The 15,139-nt window shown below is 42.3% G+C and carries 22 protein-coding genes and 2 tRNA genes; 4 read left to right on the top strand and 20 right to left on the bottom strand.

Annotated elements, in window-relative coordinates:
- The first annotated feature begins 227 nt into the window (after positions 1-227).
- Positions 228-878, top strand: a complete 651-nt coding sequence (locus QM629_RS01905; protein WP_415156617.1) for a phosphoribosylanthranilate isomerase — start codon at positions 228-230, stop codon at positions 876-878.
- 322 nt (positions 879-1,200) lie between these two features.
- Here QM629_RS01905 and QM629_RS01900 read toward each other — a convergent pair whose 3' ends face one another.
- Together QM629_RS01900 and QM629_RS01895 are read right to left on the bottom strand one after the other, a co-directional pair.
- The gene (locus tag QM629_RS01900; RefSeq protein ID WP_415156615.1) at positions 1,201-1,935 is read right to left on the bottom strand and encodes an SDR family oxidoreductase; all 735 of its coding nucleotides are present in this window, start codon (positions 1,933-1,935) and stop codon (positions 1,201-1,203) included.
- Positions 1,922-2,068 carry a hypothetical protein gene (locus tag QM629_RS01895; RefSeq protein ID WP_415156613.1) on the bottom strand — a complete coding sequence of 49 codons (147 nt, stop codon included), beginning with the start codon at positions 2,066-2,068 and terminating at the stop codon, positions 1,922-1,924. The genes QM629_RS01900 and QM629_RS01895 overlap by 14 nt, the downstream gene beginning before the upstream one ends.
- A 31-nt stretch (positions 2,069-2,099) precedes the next feature.
- On the opposite strand from QM629_RS01895, the gene QM629_RS01890 reads away from it, so the two are divergent.
- A complete protein-coding gene (locus QM629_RS01890) occupies positions 2,100-2,795 on the top strand; it encodes a YjjG family noncanonical pyrimidine nucleotidase (RefSeq protein ID WP_415156611.1) in 696 nt (231 codons plus the stop codon).
- Between the two features lie 42 nt (positions 2,796-2,837).
- Positions 2,838-3,314, top strand: a complete 477-nt coding sequence (locus QM629_RS01885; protein ID WP_415156609.1) for a GAF domain-containing protein — start codon at positions 2,838-2,840, stop codon at positions 3,312-3,314.
- On the opposite strand, the gene QM629_RS01880 is transcribed toward QM629_RS01885, so the two are convergent.
- Positions 3,292-3,966 carry a phosphatidylserine decarboxylase family protein gene (locus QM629_RS01880; RefSeq protein ID WP_415156607.1) on the bottom strand — a complete coding sequence of 225 codons (675 nt, stop codon included), beginning with the start codon at positions 3,964-3,966 and terminating at the stop codon, positions 3,292-3,294. The genes QM629_RS01885 and QM629_RS01880 overlap by 23 nt on opposite strands.
- Before the next feature lie 90 nt (positions 3,967-4,056).
- The gene (locus QM629_RS01875) at positions 4,057-4,929 is read right to left on the bottom strand and encodes a phosphatidate cytidylyltransferase (RefSeq protein WP_415156605.1); all 873 of its coding nucleotides are present in this window, start codon (positions 4,927-4,929) and stop codon (positions 4,057-4,059) included.
- A 49-nt stretch (positions 4,930-4,978) separates the two neighbouring features.
- Here QM629_RS01875 and QM629_RS01870 point away from each other — a divergent pair, with 49 nt between their 5' ends.
- Positions 4,979-5,353, top strand: coding sequence for a YccF domain-containing protein (locus QM629_RS01870; protein ID WP_415156603.1), 375 nt, complete (start codon positions 4,979-4,981; stop codon positions 5,351-5,353).
- 279 nt (positions 5,354-5,632) lie between these two features.
- Here the strand turns inward: QM629_RS01870 and QM629_RS01865 are convergent, their stop codons facing one another.
- The 16 genes from QM629_RS01865 to QM629_RS01790 form a co-directional block, all read right to left on the bottom strand.
- Positions 5,633-6,007 carry a hypothetical protein gene (locus QM629_RS01865; RefSeq protein WP_415156601.1) on the bottom strand — a complete coding sequence of 125 codons (375 nt, stop codon included), beginning with the start codon at positions 6,005-6,007 and terminating at the stop codon, positions 5,633-5,635.
- Complete coding sequence (locus QM629_RS01860; RefSeq protein WP_415156599.1) at positions 5,904-6,305, bottom strand: hypothetical protein; 402 nt, start codon at positions 6,303-6,305, stop codon at positions 5,904-5,906. Before QM629_RS01860 ends, QM629_RS01865 begins: the two co-directional genes overlap by 104 nt.
- Before the next feature lie 235 nt (positions 6,306-6,540).
- A tRNA-Gln gene (locus QM629_RS01855) sits at positions 6,541-6,611 on the bottom strand.
- A gap of 11 nt (positions 6,612-6,622) precedes the next feature.
- Positions 6,623-6,979, bottom strand: coding sequence for a preprotein translocase subunit SecG (secG, locus tag QM629_RS01850; RefSeq protein WP_415156597.1), 357 nt, complete (start codon positions 6,977-6,979; stop codon positions 6,623-6,625).
- Complete coding sequence (locus QM629_RS01845) at positions 6,979-7,974, bottom strand: hypothetical protein (protein WP_415156595.1); 996 nt, start codon at positions 7,972-7,974, stop codon at positions 6,979-6,981. The genes secG and QM629_RS01845 overlap by 1 nt, the downstream gene beginning before the upstream one ends.
- A 37-nt stretch (positions 7,975-8,011) precedes the next feature.
- Positions 8,012-8,602 (bottom strand): LPS assembly lipoprotein LptE, encoded by a 591-nt coding sequence (gene lptE, locus QM629_RS01840; protein WP_415156593.1) that lies wholly within the window; start codon positions 8,600-8,602, stop codon positions 8,012-8,014.
- The gene (locus QM629_RS01835) at positions 8,586-9,866 is read right to left on the bottom strand and encodes a sigma-54 interaction domain-containing protein (RefSeq protein ID WP_415156591.1); all 1,281 of its coding nucleotides are present in this window, start codon (positions 9,864-9,866) and stop codon (positions 8,586-8,588) included. The genes lptE and QM629_RS01835 overlap by 17 nt, the downstream gene beginning before the upstream one ends.
- A 2-nt stretch (positions 9,867-9,868) precedes the next feature.
- Positions 9,869-10,228, bottom strand: a complete 360-nt coding sequence (locus tag QM629_RS01830; protein ID WP_415156589.1) for a DUF86 domain-containing protein — start codon at positions 10,226-10,228, stop codon at positions 9,869-9,871.
- Positions 10,215-10,544 (bottom strand): nucleotidyltransferase family protein, encoded by a 330-nt coding sequence (locus QM629_RS01825; protein WP_415156587.1) that lies wholly within the window; start codon positions 10,542-10,544, stop codon positions 10,215-10,217. The genes QM629_RS01830 and QM629_RS01825 overlap by 14 nt, the downstream gene beginning before the upstream one ends.
- 5 nt (positions 10,545-10,549) lie before the next feature.
- On the bottom strand, positions 10,550-11,992 hold the full coding sequence (miaB, locus tag QM629_RS01820; protein ID WP_415156585.1) for a tRNA (N6-isopentenyl adenosine(37)-C2)-methylthiotransferase MiaB: 1,443 nt from the start codon (positions 11,990-11,992) through the stop codon (positions 10,550-10,552).
- A 118-nt stretch (positions 11,993-12,110) separates the two neighbouring features.
- The gene (locus QM629_RS01815) at positions 12,111-12,530 is read right to left on the bottom strand and encodes a clan AA aspartic protease (RefSeq protein ID WP_415156583.1); all 420 of its coding nucleotides are present in this window, start codon (positions 12,528-12,530) and stop codon (positions 12,111-12,113) included.
- Between the two features lie 27 nt (positions 12,531-12,557).
- Positions 12,558-12,630, bottom strand: a tRNA-Gly gene (locus QM629_RS01810).
- Positions 12,631-12,693: 63 nt separating this feature from the next.
- A complete protein-coding gene (locus QM629_RS01805; RefSeq protein WP_415156581.1) occupies positions 12,694-13,215 on the bottom strand; it encodes a hypothetical protein in 522 nt (173 codons plus the stop codon).
- 20 nt (positions 13,216-13,235) lie between these two features.
- Positions 13,236-13,922: a transposase gene (locus QM629_RS01800; RefSeq protein ID WP_415156579.1), complete on the bottom strand. Its 687-nt coding sequence runs from the start codon at positions 13,920-13,922 to the stop codon at positions 13,236-13,238.
- A gap of 167 nt (positions 13,923-14,089) precedes the next feature.
- Positions 14,090-14,452, bottom strand: coding sequence for an IS66 family insertion sequence element accessory protein TnpB (tnpB, locus tag QM629_RS01795; RefSeq protein WP_415156577.1), 363 nt, complete (start codon positions 14,450-14,452; stop codon positions 14,090-14,092).
- A 121-nt stretch (positions 14,453-14,573) separates the two neighbouring features.
- The coding region (locus tag QM629_RS01790; RefSeq protein ID WP_415156575.1) for an ROK family protein at positions 14,574-15,139 on the bottom strand (566 nt) is incomplete at its 5' end.

The raw sequence follows: 15,139 nt of genomic DNA, 5'->3' as shown, positions 1-15,139 counted from the left end.
GCTTCGAAAAAATATTGTAAAAACGGGTTTCAACCCGTTTGAAACCATCAAAATGTTGTTGAGAGCCATCGGCTCGTTACATTATGCACCGTGCCGATGGCGCTTATTTCTATGGAAACTCATCTATAACCGTGCTAAAGCACGGCTTTACAAAATTGAATCGAGCCGATGGCTCTTCATAAGAATTTTAATGCGTCTGCCCTGTTATAGTAAATGATATTTGCCGGATGAAACCAAGAATAAAAATCTGTTGCATCAATTCAATAAATGAAGCGAAGCTTGCTATAGGTTTTGGTGCATCAGCACTTGGTCTTGTTGGCAAAATGCCAAGCGGGCCCGGGCAGATAAAAGATAACCTGATCGCTTCCATCATCAAAACCGTTCCACCGCCAATAGCTACATTTTTACTCACAAGCGAAACAAAAGCAGAAGATATTGTAGCTCACCAGCAACGTGTTCATTCAAGCACTATACAAATTGTTGATGCATTAACTGAACGTAATTATAGGTTGATAAGAAAGCAGTTACCTTTTACAAAACTGGTGCAGGTAATTCATGTAATTGATGAAAGCTCTGTTGATGAAGCCATTGAATTAAGTGAAGAAGTTGATGTTTTATTGCTTGACAGCGGCAACCCAACACTTGCTGTAAAAGAATTGGGCGGAACAGGTCGCGTACACAACTGGCAATTAAGCAAACGCATTGTTGAACAAAGCAAAGTTCCTGTATTTCTTGCCGGCGGGTTGAATGCAAATAATGTGGCCGAAGCTATAGCAACTGTGCAGCCTTTTGGCGTTGATATTTGCAGCGGCGTAAGGACGGGTGGCAATCTGGATGAAGCAAAACTGGAGGCATTTTTTAAAGCCGGAGGTTATTAATTCGCTATGAAGTTTATTCCGCTCTGCGAAGTCTCAGGAGCTGAAGTGTTCGAAACCTGTATTAGCGGATCCGCGATCCGTATGATCGCTCACGTGTGTGGAAATAATTGTGCCGGGGGATTTCCACACCGTAGGTGTGGTACGCGTAAACGTTCCGTTCCAATGGAACGGTAAAGAAGCATTACGGGCAGCATTGTGCACACGTTAAGCCTCTGTGAGGCTTTAAGCAAATGGTTTCGAACAGCTATGGTCTCCTGGCTTCGCAGTTCTTATGCGCAAAGCCTGCCCGGCAACTGACGGGTCTACGGACTTTTACAAACTTCTACAAATCACCCAACTGCGGCCGCATAATAATTTCTTCCACACAGGCCTGCGGCGACAGCAATGATGCAGCATACACCATATTGACTACATCATCAGCCTGCATAATACGTTCCGGGCTTAAGCCGCTGCCGCTCCAGCTATCTGTATAAACAGCGCCGGGCATAACGGCGGTTACTTTTATATTGTAAGATTTTAATTCTTCGCGCAGGTTTTTGCTAAAGCCAAGCAAAGCAAATTTGCTGATGCTGTAGCTGCCGCCATTTTTATATGCCGCCAGCGATGCAATAGAGCATATATTAAAAATATGACCGCTTTTTGCTTTTATCATAGCCGGCAAAACAGTTCTTGTTAAGTGATAGGCGCTATGCAGGTTTGTGGCAAGCATGCTCTCAAAAGTTCGGTCTTCTTCCTCGTAAATATTGCCGGGCAAAAAACGGCCGGCATTATTTATTAAAACCTGCGGTGCGCCAAACTGCAAACAAAAATTACCAAATGCTATTGCATTTTCTTTCCGGCTGATATCCGTAGCCGATATATCTATTTTGCAGCCGGGATATTTTTCAAGCAATTGCTGTTTTGTTGCTGCTAAAAGTTCCTCGTTTCTTGCGCATAAAAAGAGATGATGTCCTGCCGCTGCAAATTTTTCTGAAAATGCTTTACCCAATCCCTTTGATGCACCCGTTATTATCACGTTCATGCTCCCGGCCCCTGAAGGGGAGTTATATAAACTCATAACACAAATTTTTTGTTATCTTATTTGTAACAGTTGCAATTTTGTTGCCCAGTGTATCTGCTGTTGAAGGAAGTGATCCCGTATCAGGGATAGGCTCCACCGGGCTTAATAGCCTTACTGCAGCTTGTAACATACTGCAAATTTAAAATTGCAAAGCAATTATAATGGCATACAAACATTTATTTTTTGATCTTGACCATACGCTTTGGGACTTTGAAACAAATGCAAAAGAAACTTTCCGGGAACTGCACAGCCTGTATGCATTGCATGAAAAAGGCATTGAAGATTTTGATGCGTTTTTCAGCCGCTATTCATTTCATAATGAGCGTTTATGGGAGCGTTATACAAAAGGGTATGTAAAACAGGAAGAGTTGCGATGGAAGCGTGTTTGGCTGGCTTTGCTTGATTTTAAAATTGCAGATGAACCGCTGGCAAGAAAAATGTCGGAACAGTTCCTGGAAGATTTGCCCAGCAGGAGAAGCCTGTTTCCATACACAACAGAGATATTAGACTACTTAAGGCAAAAGAATTATGTACTGCATTTAATTACCAATGGCTTTGATAATATTCAGCACAGCAAATTAAAGCACAGCAACCTTACTGCTTATTTTAAAGAAGTGATTACATCTGAAAAATGCGGCAGTCTAAAACCGCACAAAGAAATTTTCGATTTTGCACTGCGTATTACCAATGCAAAAGCTGAAGAAAGCATTATGATCGGCGATAATATTGAGGCCGATATTAAAGGTGCCATGGCTGCAGGCATAGATACAATATTTGTGAATCATATAAAAGCAGAAACAGATGTGCAGCCAACCTACACGATTTATCATTTAAAAGAACTGGAAGATATTTTTTAATTTTAAAGGATTATCTCTTTCGAAAAGAACTAAGAAAGTTTTATGGCAGAAGACTTACATGTAATCCGGGGCACGAAGCAGGAGCAGTATCAATCTTTAATCCCGCAAATAAAAGGTTTGACAGAAGGCGAAACAGATATAACTGCTAACCTCGCCAATGTTGTAGCTGCATTAAAAGAACAATTCAAATGGCTCTGGGTTGGTTTTTATATTGTAAAGAACAATGAGCTTGTTGTTGGCCCTTTTCAGGGGCCGGTTGCCTGCACAAGAATTAAAAAAGGCAAAGGCGTTTGCGGCACAAGCTGGGCGCAGGCAAAAACAATTATTGTGGAAGACGTAGAAAAATTTCCAGGTCATATTGCCTGCAGCAGCCTGACAAGATCGGAAATTGTAGTGCCGGTATTTAAAGACAATGAAGTTGTTGCTGTTTTAGATGTTGACAGTGAACACCTGGATCATTTTAACGAAACAGATGCAACTTACCTTGAGCAAATAGTCAAGCTTCTTGCTTTTGGTTAAACGAAGCAATAACCGTAACGCCGCTTTTTACAACCTGGCCGGGCTTTACTTCTATAATGGCATCTAAAGGCAGCAGCAGGTCAACACGGCTGCCGAATTTTATGAACCCAAATTCTTCGCCCTGTTTAAAAACTTTTCCGGGCGTGGCATAATTGCATATACGCTTAGCCAAAGCGCCTGCAATTTGTTTTACCAGAATAGCGCCGTTGGCATTCTCCAGCACAATGCTGTGCCGCTCGTTCAGTACAGAAGATTTTGGATGCCATGCCACTAAGTATTTCCCCTTGTGATAATGATTATAAATGACCATGCCATCAACCGGCACGCGGTTTACATGCACATTTACAGGGCTCATGAAAATGCTTACCTGTATGCGGCTGTCGTGAAAATATTCAGCGTCATTTACCTGCTCAATCACTACAACCTTGCCATCTGCAGGCGCCACAATTTTTGTTTCAGAAAATGTAAATGCCCGGTTGGGAATGCGAAAGAAAAAAACAATGAAAAAGAAAAATACAAAGCTTAGAAACAGGATGATGAAAGCAATCCATTCAAAATTATCTGCAAAAAAATAAAAGAAAAGTATATTTATTAAAACAAGTAATAAAGCGCTTACGCCAATAATCCTGTATCCTTCACGGTGAATGATCATAACAAAAATTAACTGCAAATATAAACAAGTGTTGTTGACTGTTAACCGTGGGCCGTTGACTGTTGACCGTCAACCATTGAACCTTTCAAATCATAGAAATATCTTTACATACAGCCACACAAAAACGGTAGCAAATAAAAGCGAATCGAACCTGTCGAGAAATCCGCCGTGACCGGGCAGTATATTGCCGCTGTCTTTTATACCGGCCTTACGTTTTAAACCGCTTTCAAATAAATCACCCAGAATACCGGTTATACAAATTAATGTTGAAATAATCACTAACTGTAAAACATCAGCATTTAAAAAAATATGCCCGAAAGCCGTAACCGTTACAACAGCCAGTACAGCACCACCGATTGTACCTTCCCAGGTTTTCCTGGGCGAAATAGAAGTAAGCGGTGTTTTACCAACGGCAGAGCCAACAAGATAAGCCATGGTGTCGTTTATCCATAGTGCAGTAATTAATACCAGCGGCAGCACAAGGCCCATATCAAGGCCGAAAAAGCTGCCGAATATCATGCCTTCAGAACGAAGGTCTATCATGCAGCCGCAGCTAAACGAAATATACAGCAGCCCGCCTATTGAAATAAGCAAAGGCTTCAGGTTAAAATTGCGGCTTAATAAAATTTCAATTACTGGCAGTGTTATTATGGTCAGCAGCATTAAATACCATCCTATTTCGCTAAGCTGCAGCGATCCTATCGTGTATGCATAATTCGTCATCCACAGCATAAAGCCCCAGCCTGCCAGCATCACGCCATAAGCATGCATGAATGAAATGGCTTTATATTCAGGGTCAATCTTTTTTGCTATCGCTTCAAACTCTGTCCAGCAGCCAAAATGTATGATGGAGAAAAGAATAAAAAAAGTCCAGTGGTTTATCAATAATCCGCACAGCATTACTGCCACAAATACAAGAGATGTAAGCGTCCTGGTTTTAAATGTTTGCACGTTAAATGCCATACGTGTAATAATCGGTGAATATAAATTAATCTGTTTTTATTTTTAAGCCATGAATCTTTTAGGAAATTTAATCTGGTTAATTTTTGGCGGTTTTGCCGCAGCGCTCGGATATTTTGTTATGGGTTTTGTTTTCTGTATTACCATCATCGGCATTCCGTTTGGTATTCAATGTTTCAAAATAGGCATCTTCACGCTTATGCCTTTTGGAAAAAAAGTAGTAACGACTTCTTCTTCAGGCGGCTGCCTTTCGCTTTTATTCAATCTCATCTGGATCGTTACCGGCTGCCTTTACACAGCATGCGTGCACCTTGTTTTTGCAATATTACTTTTTATAACCGTTATAGGCATACCTTTTGGCAGGCAGCATTTAAAACTGGTTGAATTAACCCTCATGCCTTTTGGAAAAGATATTGTTACTGCGTAACAATTTATTGAAGAATTATGTTACCGGCAGTTGATACGTTGTGGCGTCACGGTTGGCCTGTCCCGATTTTTCGGGAGTCACTCTCTTGTACTGCATATTTTTATGGCAGCATAAATACAGCCTGGCCCCGTCTTAGAAACTGTTTAAAAATTTAGTTCTTTACAGCGCTTTAGCGATTTTTCGCACAGAGCAAAGGAGTCAACAATAAATAAAGCGCCTCTGTTTGCTCTGCGCCCTCTGTGCGAAAAATTTAAGCACAGCAACTTCTTAGCGCAAAACCTATTTTTCAAAAACCAACGTTTCCGCATTAGCTCCAAGTGCAGCCAGTGCATCCAGTATATTTTTGGTAAATTCATCAGGCCCGCACACGTAAAAATGCTGCTTAAAATCAGGAATAGTATCTTTTAAAAAAGCCTTATCAATACGCTTATTATGATATTGGGTGTTTGGCTGACTGGTAATAACATTAATAAAGTTGCTGCCAAGCATTTTTTCAAACTCATCTTTCAGAATAATATCATTTTCTGTTTTATTGGAAAATATCAGCATATTATTCTGAATATTGTTTTGTTGCTGCAGGTATTTGAATATGGAAATAAAAGGTGTAACGCCTGCGCCACCCGCTATAAAAACACCTTCGCCTTTTATATTCAATAGCGCCCCAGGCGCTGCTTATTTCAAACTCCGCTCCCGGTAAAATTGTTTTAAGCTTATTGGTAAATCCCTGCGGGTTATCGTATAATTTTATAGTAAACTTCAGGAAATCATCATCCGGTAAACAGGTAAAAGTGAAAGGGTGCTTATTATCTCTCCAGCCTTCTTCATTCAGGCTCAAATCAACAGCCTGGCCCGGAACAAACTCAAATCCTTCGGGTTTGGTAACCCTGAAAGTTTTTACATTATGCGTTCCCGGAATAATTTCTTTTACCGTAACGATGTAATTATTTTCCACAATATTATTTGTTGCTAAAAATATACCTAAAACAGTAAAGCCGGACAAAAAAGCGCCGCTTTATGTTACCCGAACCGGATACGTTTTCAGGTAAATGCACCAACCATATTTTTAATTCTTCAGCGCCTTTGCGCTTGCAGCAGCTATTGCCATTGTATTTTCGGCTGATACAAACAAAGTTTACCTGGCTGTAAAAAATAAAATAGCCCCGCACTTACTTTGTGCGAGGCATTTGTTGCCCGACCTGGATTCGAACCAAGACACTCAGAACCAAAATCTGATGTACTACCCTTATACTATCGGGCAATTATGCAAAGTTATTTTTTATTGCTGTCCGGCAATTGCAACGTAGATGGCGCATTCTGTTGCTGGGAATTTGCAGGCGCCTGCTGTGTGGGAACGGTTGAAGTATTTATATCCTGCAGGGAATTGCTGCCGGAATCTGATACATTGGAAACAAATAAAACAGATATGATACAAAGCACGGCCAGCGCAGCCGCAAATATCCATGTTCCTTTTTCCAGCACATCGGTTGTTTGCTTTACGCCCATAAACTGGTTGTTAAAACCAGCCAGTGTGCCGCTTAAGCCACCGCCTTTGGGGTTCTGTACCAGTATGATCAGCCCCAGCACCACACATACTAAAACGATAAGAATAAATAAAACGAGTGCCATTACCTAACTTTTAATTCCTCAATTTTTGCCGCAAAATAAACGGATTTGGATGGATTAATAAAACTTAATTTTTCATAAATCTTTACCGCCTGCTCCGGCTTGCCCTGTTTTATTAAAACTTCAGCCATTGTTTCTGTTACCACATCTCCGGCCTCATTGGAATGCCGGGCAATACTTTGCACCTGCCGCTCTCCGGTTTCATCACTCCTTAATTCTGCAGGATTGGGGTTGATGCTTTTCATTTGTTTCAGCCAGTCTGTAAAACGCCTCAACTGCGTTCCCAGTTTATCATTGGCTTTTACTTCTTCCAGCTTTATGCCCTGCGATGCAAAATAATCTATGCGGTGCTGGGGAATGGTTTCTATCACCAGTTCAGCAACAGGTTCGTCAGCCGGTTTCTCAAAAGCCGCTGCCTGCTCCTGCAACAGGCTGCTTAATTTATTATGAATAATCGCATCTTCGGCCACTTCGCTTACTGCCTCTCCAGCCTCTTCTGTAAAATCTTCCCCGCCAGGCAGATCAGCCTGGTTTTCCGCCGGTGCATCAAAGCGTGTTTCTTCATTTATCCTTTCCGGCCGGTTGGTGTCTGTAGGCAGGCTTTCCCCTGTTTCACCCGCTGGTCTTGCTTCCTCTTCTTCAAATTCTTCTTCAATGCCCGGGCGGGTAAGACCTGCTGACGGCTGAGCAGGCAGAAAGCCTGCTGCAACCGGTGATACTTCTTCCTCAACTTCAGGCTGAACGGTTTTCCCGTCCAGGTCTTCCGCAATATTGAGATTGTAATGCAACAACAACTCATCCGGAAAATGCAGCACCGCTTTTTGTAAAGCCTGTTCGTACCCTTCCTGCTTTGATTGATACAGGTTTTTTGCAAGCAGAAAATGAGCGGCGCCAAAATAAGGCGCATCGGCCACCAGTTGCTTCAACTGGTCTATGCCAATACCTGTTGCCGGCGCATGGAATAATGTCTGTAAAATATTTTCTGCCGGTAAAGCCATTCAGCATGATTTGTTTGTATGGTGAAAATACTATTTGCTACCAGTTTGAAAAAATATGGTTGAATATCTGGTCAGTTAACTGTGTAACTATATCGTCGAGCAGCTGGCTTTCCGCCTGCTGTAAAGATTGTGTGGCTGAAAAATCGAAATCGCGGCTTACAGTAAAATTATCTGTTTTATTATCTATTGTATTCAGCACCGTAATATCTGCGGCAACTGTTAAACGGTTGGCTGCCGAATTCTGATTGCTGATGGCAGCCAGAGAAACATCGTACCGGCTTATGAAACCTGTAATTACATAGCTGGCATCGTCGCTGTTTACCAGTGTAAGCTTGGTATAGTTGTTTATTTTTTGCTTGAGATTGTCTGTAACCTTCGGGCTTAACTGCGCGTTTACATAACGGGCTTTATTTTCCAAAAAACCAACTTTAATGGTTTTGAATTTTTTATAATCAATTGATACATCTTTAAAAGTGTAAATGCCGCAGGAGGTGAGGAATAAAAGACCGCAAACCATAGTCCATAGACCATAGCCTGAAAACCATCGCCTGTGGCCTGTGGGCTGTTGACTGCTGACTATCGTCCGTGGACTGTTGACCATTGACCGAAACCTATTCGTTAATATCATATTCTTTCAGCTTTCTGTAAAGTGTTCTTTCGCTGATGCCCAGATCCGATGCAGCATCTTTTCGCTTGCCACGATGTTTTTTGAGCGCTTTAATAATCAATTCTTTTTCCTTATCCATAATATTCAGAGACTCTTCCACTTCTTCGTGCTCATGAATTTCGTCTTTATGGGGAAGGATCACAGGCTGGTTTTGTTGTTGGCCAACCGGCAATGCCGCAGGTTGCGCAACACCCGATAAAACCGGCGCAGCATATTCGGCGCCATTGCCATTCAGCGCAAAATCCCTTTGTAAAGATTCTGCCGTATAATTTGCCGCATTGCCTGCCAATGAAGGATTTTTAAGGATTTCCAGAAACATTTTCTTCAGTTCCGTTACATCCTTCTTCATATCAAAGAACAGCTTGTATAAAATTTCCCGTTCATTAGTGAACTCACCGCCGGCATGCTGGGATGGCGCCAGAACCGGCAGGCGGTTTATATTTTTCTCCGGCAAAAACTTTTGCAGGTCATTTGCCGTTATTAGTTGATTTGTGCTTAGCACACTTAGCTGTTCTGCAATATTCTTCAATTCCCGCACATTGCCGGGCCAGTTATAGTTAATTAACATGTTTTTCGCCTCATCGTCTAACTGTACCGGCGTGGTTTTATAACGTTCGGCAAAATCAATCACAAATTTCCTGAACAATAAAACAATGTCTTCTTTCCTGTCCCTCAAAGCAGGGACGCGGATAGGCACCGTGCTTAAGCGGTAATATAAATCCTCCCTGAATTTACCGTTATGTGCCGCTGCATACAAATCTTTATTCGTGGCTGCAATCACCCTTACGTCTGTCTTCTGCACTTTGGATGAACCAACACGGATGAATTCGCCGGTTTCCAGCACCCGCAGCAAACGGGCCTGTGTGCCGAGTGGCATTTCGCCGATCTCATCTAAGAAAATAGTACCGCCGCTTACTGTTTCAAAATAGCCTTTACGGCTGTCAACCGCCCCGGTAAAAGAGCCTTTTTCGTGGCCAAATAATTCTGAATCTATTGTGCCTTCAGGTATAGCGCCGCAGTTAACGGCGATGAAAGCATTATGCTTCCTTGCTGATAATGCATGTATTATTTGAGAGAAAGATTCTTTACCCACACCGCTTTCGCCCACAATTAAAACGCTGAGATCTGTTGATGCTACCTGTATGGCCACCTGTATAGCGTAATTGAGCGCCGGTGAATTGCCTATAATTCCGAACCTGTTTTTTATTGATTGTATTTCTGCCATCGTTAAATGCCTTTATTTCTTAATTCATCTTCCAATAAGGTTTCTATTTCACTTAAAAGCAAAGGCAAAACCTCTTCGGAATACAGCCATAACCGTGAGTAATCAATTAAATCATAATCGTGTGTTAGCATGTGCCTTAATCCAATAATCTGCCGTTTGCCTGTAATATTTAGCTGAGGGTTAATCTTGTCTATTTGAAATATGGCTTCTCCAATAATCTGAAAGCATCTTTCGGCAGTTCTGTAGAAATAATTTTTGCCTAAAAAGTTATTAATGTTAACCGCATCTTTTCGTAACTGAATTATTTCATCGCCCGCTTTTAAAATATCTTCATAATAAACTTTTAAATCACGCCTCGGCATAAATCAATTTCTTTTCATCATTAATTATTTTTTTCAGGTATTTATTCCTGATGTTTTTTTCGGTCAATAAATCAACTTCTCTTTTAAATAATAATGAAAACCGATTTGATAAATCATCCATATTTTCAAAATATGCATAAAGCTCATCATTGCTGTTCAATGATGGATAGTTCTTGAATTCTACCAGCAAATCAACATCGCTTTCAGCATTAAAATCATCCCTCGTTGCACTGCCGAAAACATACAATTCCTTTACATGATATTGTTTGCACAAATCAATGATCTGTTCTTTATTATTTTCTATAACCGGGCTCATAATTTTTATTTTACCATTTCACCAATCAATGTTGCCTGCGTAAAATCGTTCACTTTCACCAAAACGTAATCGCCTTTCTTATAATTATAACTCCCTTTCGGAAAAACAATTACTTTGTTCTGCGAATTCCTGCCCATCCAGTCTGCTTCGCTGCGTTTACTGTTGCCTTCAATCAGCACGTTGAATGTTTTGCCAACATCCTGTTTATTGCTTTGATAGGAAAGCCTGTTCTGCAATTCAACAATTTCCTTCAGCCGGCGCTTTTTCACCTCTTCGGGCACATCATCTTTATAGCGTCTTGCAGCCAGGGTACCCGGCCTTTCAGAATAAAAAAACATATAGCTCATATCGTAAGCGCTGCTTTCCATCATGCTTAAAGTGCCGGCATGGTCTTCTTCCGATTCGGTGCAGAAACCAGCAATAATATCAGAGCTTATACCACAGTCAGGAATTATTTCGCGTATACGGTTCACCTTTGCTGCATACCATTCCCTTGTGTATGTGCGGTTCATCAGTTGCAAAACCCTTGTGCTGCCGCTTTGCAAAGGCAGGTGAATATAATTGCAGATGTTATCGTATCTGGCCATGGTAAGCAGCACTTCATCCGTTATATCTTTTGGGTGCGATGTGCTGAAACGAACACGCAATTCAGGAGAAACCTGCGCTACCATTTCAAGAAGCTTCGCAAAAGTAACAGCTTCTTCTTTCCCGCCTCTGGAGAGGGGATTAAGGGGTGGGGCCCAGTAATAGCTATCTACATTCTGGCCGAGCAATGTAACTTCTTTATACCCGCGGTTAAATAAATCCTGCGCTTCTGCAATGATGGAATGCGCATCGCGGCTGCGCTCACGGCCGCGGGTAAAAGGCACCACGCAAAAGCTGCACATATTGTTGCAGCCACGCATAATGGAAACAAATGCCGTAACGCCATTACTGTCTAACCTTACAGGGGAAATGTCTGCGTAAGTCTCTTCGCGGCTAAGCAAAACGTTTACTGATTTCTGGCCGGTTTCTGCTTCTTCAATCAATACCGGCAGCGTTCTGTAAGCATCGGGGCCAACAACAATATCCACGAGTTTTTCCTCTTCCAGGAATTTTGACTTCAGCCTTTCTGCCATACAACCCAGCACACCTACCAGCAAACCGGGTTTGGCTTCTTTTATCTTTCTGAATTCAGTCAGGCGCTTGCGCACGGTTTGTTCCGCTTTTTCGCGGATGGAACAGGTATTGAGCAAAACCAGATCGGCTTCTTCATAATTCCTGGTGGCGCCAAAACCTCCGCTTTGTAAAATGGAAGCCACAATTTCGCTGTCGCTGAAATTCATCTGGCAGCCATAGCTTTCTATATAAAACTTTTTGCTGTATGTATTTTCATCGTTGGCAAAAGGTGCAAAAGCTTCACCCTGCCTTGCTTCGTCATGAACTTTATTTGCCGCCAGTGCCTGCATCTATAAAAAATTAGCTTGCAAAGATATTGATTTAAGACAGAATGGCAGCAACAGAAGGTTAAAGGTTTGGGCAGGAAGGTTTAAGGGGTAAAGCGCAGGGTGTAAGCCAGTTAACCTGTTATTTCAGTTTCATTTGTGCGAAGTACGGATGCTCAGGGTTTACAATCAATTCCTGACGTTGCGGGTGAATTAGTACGTCCATATCTTCCAAAGGAATGGCGCCAAGCAAAGGTTCGCTGTTGCCCGGTAAAACCATGGCGCGGCAGGTCGTTTTCCTGTTTTTAAATCTCAGCTCAACATTTTTTACCACATCACATTCCACAATCCTTCCATCAGAAGTTTCTGCTTTTCTCTTTTCATCAACAGGAAATTGCAACTGCTCCTGAATATTTTCATTAATACAAAGCATGAATGCACCTGAATCAACAAGAGCAGTTACATACATTCTTCTTACTTCTTCTTCACCAATAATATTTCTTTCGGCAAGACCAAGATCAATACCATTAATTAATTCTATTTCTGCATAAACAAGTTCCATAGAAATTAAAGTTAAGGATTTAAAAAGAGCGGAAGACGGGACTCGAACCCGCCACCTTTAGTTTGGGAAACTAATACTCTACCGGATGAGCTACTTCCGCTTAAAGAAACAAATTCAAATACATTAAAGAGCTTGCAATCATGGGGACTCATAGCCCCTTTCCTTAGGAGAGGGGTTGGGGTGAGGCCCTAATTTTTGTTTTAAGCCAGCTATCTTTTACCGGGATAATCCAGTTTTCTTCCAGGTCTTTCTTTGTGGCCACAACATTATTAAAAAATAATGTATCAGGTGTAATAAAATTATTTTCCAGCGCATAATTAAATTGCTGGCGCGGAATAACCTGCACTTTGTCCTTCACCACAAAAGCCAGGTTTTGCCAGTTGAACATCTCCACGCCAAACTGCTTTTCTATCTGCTGAATAATGCGTACCACGCTATCAATGCTGCACCCGCTCACACCGGTTGCCGTTTCATCAGCCATTAAAATTATAAACTGCCCGAAAAACAAATTCGCATAGCCTTTTACCGGCACGCCATGCGCTTTCCAATTGGCCGCCAGGCCGTTCAATATATCTTCAATCTGCAGGGCTTCGCTTACCGTAAATAAGCGGCTTGCCTGGTAAACCCACACCCTTGATCTGTCATTAAAACCGGCAGGCAACAGATGGTTGTACTCAAAATTCATAGTGCAAAATTAGCATTCATTCATACATGTATTACCATTTGGGCGCATTTCAAATTTTCGCTTTCAGGCGGCTGCTTTGGAAAAGTCCTTTTTGGTGAGCTCAACAATTTTTGACCACTGATTATTCTTTTTTGTAACCCTTTGGCTAACCCCTTCATTGCTGTTACATTTTGCCTTTTAAATATTTCAAGCTGGCGATATACAGGCTGATGGTCCACATACTTGCTTACTAAAAGATGGGTAAGCAAGTATGGCCCTGCTATAGATTTCTCCAGCGGCATCACAGGCAGCGGCGCTATTACACGCTTTGCGGTTAAACCATCTTCGGATGGTTTAATATATTCAGGGCGGACAATTTGTTTTACATACAGCTCGCCTGGCTGGTATTCCAATACTTCTTTTACTTCTTTGCCTACCTGTTTTAAATCGCTTACATCTTCATTGGGTTGTAATGTGATTACTTCGCGGCGAAGGCTATCGGGCAATGGGTTACGGCCGGGATGCCTGCCCGCCGTGGCGGGTTTTACCACAAGTGTGGTTTGCTTTTTTTCAAACGATTTTATCAGTGTGGTTTTTACCGCAGCATGTTCGGCCAGCTTATCATCCGGAAGCATATCTGCCTGTACAATGTTTTCATTACTGCCTGCTGCTATAAACTTTTCCCCCTTGCTGCCAACGATGATTTTCTTTAGCTCTGCTAATTGCAACTGGAGCGATTGGTTTTGTAATAGCAGTGATTGTTGCTGTGCCAGTAATTGCTGTTGCTCTTCAATTGTCTTTTTCAGGGTGGTGATAACCTGCTGTGACTGCCCGTAAAGTTCTTTGTAATTGATATGTGTAAGGGAAGTTTCGATGTGCGCTTTATAAGCAAACTTTATACCGTAGTTGCCGGCGGTGAAAATCTTTTTCTGTGCCGGATGCTTTTTAATACTACGCCCTGTAAAATATACCCAGGCTGTTGTGCGCTGATGCTGTAATGGCCTGCTTCATTTATGGCGGAAGGCCGTTCAAAGCTGCCGCGCTCCAATCCTTTTTCATATAAAGCAAAGCCATCTGTGTCCCACTGCAGCAATTTTATTTTATTGCCGCACCTGCCAATGAAAATAAATACATCGCCGCTCAGCACATCCTGTTTCATCTCACCCCGCACCAGCCCGCTAAGGCTGTAAGCGCCTCCTTCGCATATCGGCATGCCATTGTAATAAAAGTACCGGCAAGCCGTGCTTAAATACAACATACCAATGCTTTTACGGCAACTGCATTTATATCACCTGAAAAATTAAGCCGCACACCATTGGGATAGGTGATTTCTATTGCTGCACCGGGTCCTATATTAAAAGCGCTTTCCGATAAAAGCTTCACAGCAAATTTGTCGCCCTGTACCGCCGCAGACAATATTTGTTCACTGTTTCCTGCTTATGCGTAGGCGAAAGGTATTTTAGCAGGGTGGTTTTGCCCGCGCTAACGCCGTCAACCGCCCTTTCGGCCATCACATATAAAGAGGTTTCTGTTTCCAGGCAGCCTGTTTTGCCGCAGTCGCAAATCTTATCATTGAGGAAAAGCGGGATGTGGCTGAACTCGCCTGCAAAGCCATTATCGCCCCTGAACAGTTTATTGTTGATGATCATTCCAAGCCCTATGCCCCAGCCAATATTAACGACCATCGCATTTTTGCAGTTGCGCGCCGCGCCCATGCGCAACTCCGCCAGGCCCATAACGCTGGAATCGTTATCAATAAAACCCGGCATCCCGATCCCAATGCCCGCTATTTTAGCGGCGGCAACAGGGGCTTTCTCCATAAAGGCGTTTATGAAATCAACCAGCGTGCCAAGGGCTGCGTCATTGTCTTTCAGGTTCAGCTCGAGGGTTGCTGCCTGGCCAACGATATGCTTATTTGCATCTATCAGGGCAGCCTGGGTTACAT

Origin of the sequence: Parafilimonas sp., assembly GCF_047606085.1 — a bacterium.
Classification (GTDB): Bacteria; Bacteroidota; Bacteroidia; order Chitinophagales; family Chitinophagaceae; genus Parafilimonas.
This window is presented reverse-complemented; position numbering and strand designations above follow the sequence as displayed.